The organism is Arthrobacter sp. Y3223166, from assembly GCF_059090935.1.
On record NZ_JBNHGE010000091.1, the window covers coordinates 1 to 1,376 of the forward strand.

2 protein-coding genes are annotated in these 1,376 nt (G+C 66.9%); one reads left to right on the forward strand and one right to left on the reverse strand.

The window, feature by feature from the left end; all coding sequences use genetic code 11:
• Nucleotides 1-384: winged helix-turn-helix domain-containing protein (locus tag AC5RUH_RS16670; RefSeq protein WP_494129155.1), on the forward strand; the 384-nt coding region annotated here is incomplete at its 5' end.
• A gap of 37 nt (nucleotides 385-421) precedes the next feature.
• On the opposite strand, the gene AC5RUH_RS16675 is transcribed toward AC5RUH_RS16670, so the two are convergent.
• Nucleotides 422-793, reverse strand: coding sequence for a hypothetical protein (locus tag AC5RUH_RS16675; protein ID WP_494014281.1), 372 nt, complete (start codon nucleotides 791-793; stop codon nucleotides 422-424).
• Between the last annotated feature and the right edge of the window lie 583 nt (nucleotides 794-1,376).

The following is a 1,376-nucleotide window of genomic DNA, read 5'->3' on the forward strand; positions in this document are numbered from 1 at the left end:
GAGACCGGCGCCGGGGCAGCGGCTGCCGCGGCCGGGGCGGCGAGCCCGGCCGGCGACGGCGTGCTGGAGCACAACGGCATCGTGGTGGACCACCGTGCCCGCACGGTGATCCGGTCCGGGCGCGAGCTGGAACTGACCCGCAGCGAATTCGACCTGCTGTACGCCCTGATGGAAAGCGGCCGGGTGGTGCGGACCAAGGCGGATCTGGTCCGCCGGCTTCGCAACGAGCCCTACAACACCGGCGGCTACATTTCGGACTCCGACGAACGCACGATCGAAGTGCACATGGCCAACCTTCGCCGCAAGCTCGGGGATGACACCAAGTCCCCGCGCTGGATCAAGACAGTGCGCGGGGTTGGCTACAGCCTGGCACCGAAGCGGTGACGCCGCGCGGGCGAGCATTTCCCGCCTGACGGGCGGGCTACTGCAGATGCAGGCTGCGCAGCTGTGACGTCGTCGTCATCCCGCAGGTGCGCAGCTCGTCCAAGAGAGCCGTCGCGGCGTCAAAGAGCCGCCCGTTGACCAGGCCTTCGAGATGTTCCGCCATCTGGCCAAGGCGTCCGGCCCCCACCATGCTGCTGGAGATCTTCAAACTGAGGATCGCGTCCATGGCGTCTTCGGCGTCCCGGGCGAGAATGGCGCTCGAGACCCTTCCAAAGCGGTGTTCCCACAGCCCCACGTAATTGCCGATGAAGCGGCGGCGCATGCTGCCGTCGTGGTCGTCGAGGTCGGTTGCCAGTTTTTCCAGTACTGCCGTTAAGACCAGAGGAATTTCCGGCGAAATGGCCGTCACGAGAACGCCTGGGGACCGGATGCGGAGGACTGCCCGGAAAAGAGCATCGGGCGGCGCCCCTTTCAAACTTGTTGCGACTTCGAACTACTTACATCGTAAGCGACTGCTGGGGCCCGCCGAGGCGTGCAGGCGCAACCTTGGGTAACTCTTGAGCACCAATCTCGATTAAGGGGTGCACGGCCGGGCGGTCCGAACAGGTAACGTGCACGGCGCCGCCGGTATCGGGCAGAGCCTCCGCGCGGACCTGGCGGTCCCCTTAGGCCAAAGCTGAGCAAATCTTCAGCGAAAGCCTCCGCCCCCTTAAGCGGCATCGGTCACAGTGTTGTCTGTGGTTTCAAGCCCCGTGCCCGGGGCCGGAGGCACAGGCTCCATTAGTCCACCATCCGGTGGGAACAGCCCCAGTACCCTGCCCTTGTCCGTCCGGAGGGAGTGCTCCGGACCCGAGGGAGGTGCTGGGGCTGTTTCTGTGCTGTGCTAGCTGCCCAGGCCCGCCCGCCGAAGCGCCTCGGCCATCGCCGTGTCGGCGGAGCCGCCCGGGCCCGGAGTGCGGCCGTCACTGCGTCCGGGCTTGCCGCCGTCGCCG